This is a genomic window from Micromonospora sp. NPDC050695 (assembly GCF_040654415.1).
Lineage (GTDB): Bacteria > Actinomycetota > Actinomycetes > Mycobacteriales > Micromonosporaceae > Micromonospora.
In genome coordinates this window covers 1-4,557 of sequence record NZ_JBFAHZ010000109.1, presented here as the reverse complement: position 1 = coordinate 4,557, position 4,557 = coordinate 1, and the positions used below count along the sequence as shown (strand labels likewise).

The 4,557-nt window shown below is 64.1% G+C and carries 6 protein-coding genes; 5 read left to right on the top strand and 1 reads right to left on the bottom strand.

The window, feature by feature from the left end:
* Window positions 1–1,294: FtsK/SpoIIIE domain-containing protein (locus AB0H52_RS31475; RefSeq protein ID WP_357951920.1), on the top strand; the 1,294-nt coding region annotated here is incomplete at its 5' end.
* Window positions 1,295–1,579: 285 nt separating this feature from the next.
* Window positions 1,580–2,929: a hypothetical protein gene (locus AB0H52_RS31470; protein WP_357951918.1), complete on the top strand. Its 1,350-nt coding sequence runs from the start codon at window positions 1,580–1,582 to the stop codon at window positions 2,927–2,929.
* Window positions 2,930–3,207: 278 nt separating this feature from the next.
* On the opposite strand, the gene AB0H52_RS31465 is transcribed toward AB0H52_RS31470, so the two are convergent.
* On the bottom strand, window positions 3,208–3,552 hold the full coding sequence (locus AB0H52_RS31465) for a hypothetical protein (RefSeq protein WP_357951916.1): 345 nt from the start codon (window positions 3,550–3,552) through the stop codon (window positions 3,208–3,210).
* 92 nt (window positions 3,553–3,644) lie between these two features.
* Here AB0H52_RS31465 and AB0H52_RS31460 point away from each other — a divergent pair, with 92 nt between their 5' ends.
* The 3 genes from AB0H52_RS31460 to AB0H52_RS31450 all read left to right on the top strand — a co-directional run.
* A complete protein-coding gene (locus AB0H52_RS31460; RefSeq protein WP_357951914.1) occupies window positions 3,645–4,028 on the top strand; it encodes a hypothetical protein in 384 nt (127 codons plus the stop codon).
* Between the two features lie 149 nt (window positions 4,029–4,177).
* On the top strand, window positions 4,178–4,369 hold the full coding sequence (locus AB0H52_RS31455) for a hypothetical protein (protein ID WP_357951912.1): 192 nt from the start codon (window positions 4,178–4,180) through the stop codon (window positions 4,367–4,369).
* Between the two features lies 1 nt (window position 4,370).
* Window positions 4,371–4,557, top strand: a 187-nt coding sequence (locus AB0H52_RS31450) for a hypothetical protein (protein ID WP_357951910.1), incomplete at its 3' end; no start/stop codon positions are given.

Sequence of the window (4,557 nt, the reverse complement as noted above, 5' to 3'; positions counted from 1 at the left end):
CGCCATGGCCGGCATCCTCCGTGACTCCGGACTTGCCCGCTCCTGCTTTCAGGCTGCTCGCATCCGCCGACGTTGGCCCCGAGTCGCTCAGAACCTCGGCCTGGTCCTCGTTGACCGCACCGCTACTACCGCCGCGTCCGGCAAGGCCCCGGTACCTAAGCCCAAGTACGTCGTACCCCGGATGCGAGTCCGAGCCGACTCCTACGGTGTCGTCTGCACTGCCCGCACCGTCGAAGGCGTCGGTCTTGAAGAGTTCCAGAAGACGTCCCGCCACCTGTCCGACGACTGGAAAGCCGTTCGCGTGGCTGTCACCCAGGTCAAGCCCGGCAAGATCCGCATCCGCGCCGTCCGGATCGATCCGCTCAGCTTCCCGAGCACCTACGACCCCGACCCGGCGACACTTCCCGTCCTGAAAAACCTTGACAGCCTCCAAGTGGGCATGGACGAGTACGCCGAAAACGTGAACCTTCGACTGTCCAACGTCGCCGGCATCTGCATTTGCGGCCTACCCGGCTCCGGCAAGACGAGCTTCATCAACAACATGCTCGTCCGGCTCGCCCCGCATCCCGCCGTGCAGTTTATCGGACTCGACGGCAAAACCGACGATCCGACCACTCAGGGTGACTATGCCGACGTGGCAGACCGCTTCACCCTCCTTGTCGGTGACGACCTGGAGCAAGCCAACAAGGTTCTCGCTGAACTGGTCGAATTCAGACGCGCCCGGAACGCCAGCATCCGAACGCTGCTCGGTCGTAAGAACTTCTGGCACGGTCAAGCCACCCCGGACTGGCCTCTCGTCATTGTGATCATCGACGAAGCCCACACGTACTTTGCCCAGGTCAAAGACGGTGGCGACAAGGCTCTCAAAGCCAAGAATGCCCTGGCGGCCCAGAACGTTCAGCACGTGGAAGACCTAATCAAAAAAGGTCGCTCGGTCGGCATCCTCACCATCCTGGCCACCCAGAAAGGCACCGGGGACGCCATCCCGACCCAGATCCGAGACGTGTGCTCCGTCAGCCTCGCGTTCGCCTGCCGCACCATCGACGCTGCTGTCGCTGCGCTCGGTGACGACATCCGTCAGTACCCCGAATCCAGCCCCGTAGCGCTGCAAGACCCGGTCTACGTCGGCGTGGCCACCATGGCCGTCCAGGGCCGTCCCGGCTTCACCCGAGTCCGCATGCCTTTCGTCCCCGACGACACGGCGGCTGCGGTCGCCACCCATCACCGAGGGCTCGTGCTCTCTCGCGGACAGCTCCCCGCCGCGTCCCTGCTCGCTATCGCCCAGGAGGACTGACCTATGCCGACCGACCACGTAGCCAAGGCCATTGAGGCACTACACCACCTCGGAGTCGACAACCGGGTAGATGCTCGTCGATTGCTCGGTAGCTACGCCGGTCGACACCATCTGACCTCGGCCGATGTCAAGCAGATCTTGGCGGCATTCCCGGCCGCGAAGCCCGGCGCGCCTGACGCTCGCTGATCAAGACGCCGGACATGGTGAAGGCCGTCGAGTTCGCTGCTCGACGGCCTTCCTGGTGAGTCCCACCGCCCACGACCAAGCAAGAGATGGGGAAGCTCGATGACCACGGTACGTCATGACTCGGACGTTGAGCCAGTCAACCAGCCGATCACACCGGGGATCTTGGTCGTCCCCGGGGTGCCGCGCGTGGGCGGGACGCAGGAGCGCGCGGCAGGCGGCCCGGGGTTGGCCGCCGGCCCCGGGGACGGCCCAGGGCTTGTTATATGTCCCAAAACTGCACGCGAGTTTCCGGGCACCACCTCTGACCAGGGACTTTGGCGACCGGCGTTCCCGTCCGCTGACCTGATCACGTGGGCGGCAGACGAGCTGCCAACGCGGGACAGCTGGGACGGCCACGAAGGCCCCCGACCCCGGATCATGATCGGACCCGGCTGCATCACGATCAGCCGCCCCGACCTCGCCCGGCACGAGCGCACCCGCGAACGTGAGGCGGCTCGGCGGCACCACGACGTGGACCGGCTCGCCGCCGACTTATTGGAATATGGAGAGTTCCCGGACGACTCCCGAGAGTCCACCAGGGAGATTACGGCCTGGTCCAGCAAGAGCCGGTCCAACTTCGTGCACGTCATGTGCGAACTCGACTACGCGCCGATGTTCAGCAGTGCGTACCGGCTCGCCGCGATGGTCACCCTGACCTATCCGGCAGACTGGCTCACCGTCGCCCCGCAAGGTAAGGCCGCTAAGGCTCATCTCCGCGCATTTCAGGTTCGGTACAAGCGAGCATGGGGAGAGGCATTGATCGCCGTGTGGAAGCTCGAATTTCAGCGGCGCGGCGCTCCGCACTTCCACCTGTTGGTCGTGCCCCCACACGGGAAGGCGGGTGAGCGCCGAACCGGCCGGCAACGCACCGCGGTTGGAGATGGACTCTCGTTCAAACAGTGGCTCTCGATCGTCTGGGCGGACATCGTGGCCCATCCCGATCCGGTCGAGCGGATGAAGCACGAAGCCGCAGGGACCGGCCTCGACTTCGCTGAGGGCTTGAAGGCCACCGACCCGAAGCGGGTCGCGGTCTACTTCCTCAAGCACGGCGGAGCCTCCGCCAAGGAGTACCAGCACATCGTTCCCGAGGCGTGGCAAGCTCCCGGCAAGGGGCCGGGCCGCTTCTGGGGCTACTGGGGCCTTGAGAGGGTCACAGCCGGCCGAGAAGTCGACCCGGCTACCGCCATCAAGGCCGTACGGCTCCTGAGGCGTTGGGCTGCCTCTCAGGGCGTCACACGACAGGTTTCCGTCGAGCGAATCGACACAACCACCGGACGGATTCGCCGGCGCAACGTCCGTCGACCCGTCCGCCGCATGAAGGGTGACGCAGGCTGGATCGCCGTCAACGACGGAGCCGCCTTCGGTACTCAGCTTGCCCGAGCACTGGCACTACCTGGTAGTGCGTCCTAGGAAGCCGCAGGATACCGAAAACCCTTACGCCACAACGGTTTTCACGACAGGGAGAGAGTCTGAGCCATCTCCGCCGTGAGTCCGCACAACGTGGAGCACAGGGGGGCCACCTTGTCAAGACGCAGCACTCAACGACTGAACGGTCTTGACAAGGTGGCCCCCCTGTGCTCGGCTCCGCCCGGACTCACGGTGGAGATGGCGACCCGCGCAACCACCCACTCACCGCAAGATCCGAACGGCACCCCGGCCATCTCTGTCGTAGATCCCCGCCGGAGGCATCAAGTTCTTGTGCGGCGAGACGTGGCTTCCTTCCAGACCTCCCGGGTGATCGGTCCGCCGTTCCGGTTCTGCACCGTCGAGACGGTGACTCCGCTCGCCTTCGCCACCTCGGTTGCGGTTGCCACCTCGTAATTCAGGGCCGATGCGGTCAACAGGTGTATGCCTCGACGGCTGATCTTCTCGATTTCGGACAGCTTGGCCAGCAATTCAAGGGTCCACGTAGCTTGATCATGTTTGGCATCATCACTGATCGTTGAAGCCTCGACTACAAGGTCCTTGAGCTTGGACACTTGCTCCGCTGTCCAGGAAGCCACGTTCTTCGGCACCGACTTGGACTGTCCCATGGTTTTCTCCTTGACGGTCGAGGCTCTAATGGTTAGAGTTGGCCACATCGATGCTCCAAATGTTAGAGCATAGACCTTGGGAGGAACAGCTCATGCTTCAGACGTTCATCGTGGACCAGGCCGCAACGTTCCAGGCTGTCGCCTTTCTGTCGGCCGAACCGAGGCTCGTGTTCGGCTCTCGGGACAAGCAGGAGATGACCAAGGATGGCGTCCCGAGGTGGGACGTCCAGGTGATCGCGGGCTTCCGGGACAACTTCGGGAAGGTCAACAACGAGGTTGTCACGATCGGCTACGCGGGTCCGAAGAACCCGGCGGAGTCGATCGGCATGTACCAGCCGGTCCAGTTGGTCAACTTCACGGTTGGGGTGATGGAGAAGACCGCGAAGGACGACAAGAACAAGGTGATCGGGTTCCGGGTCTGGTACCGGTGCGACGAGGTTCGTCCGACCTCGGCTCCGGCTCCATCCGGGAAGTGATCTGACATGGCTCGCGAGCGGCGGGGCGCGCCAACGCCCCGCCGGACTCGCTGCAAAACCTGCCGTACACCGATCATGCCGGATCAGTGTGACAGCTCCGGCAACTGCCTTTCCTGCCAGCTTCAACCGACCCTTTTCGGGGAGTGATCATGCCTCGCTTCTGCACCACCTGGTGCGCCGGCTGCCGGTCCAACGTCCGTGACACCGACTGGAACCAGGACACGTACCTCTGCGGTGAGTGCACCCGCAACGTGCTTCACCTGATCCGCCTCTGGGCCGGTGGCAAGGTTCTCGACGCCTTCCCGATCGCCTCGGTCATCCGTACCAGCGTGGAGGTCTGACATGTTGCCTGAGCTCATCAACGCCGCTCCGTGGGCCGTTCCCTCGGCCAGTGCCCTCTACATCGCCAACCGGTTCGGCATCGGTCCACGACTCGCCATGGCCGGCATCCTCCGTGACTCCGGACTTGCCCGCTCCTGCTTTCAGGCTGCTCGCATCCGCCGACGTTGGCCCCGAGTCGCTCAGAACC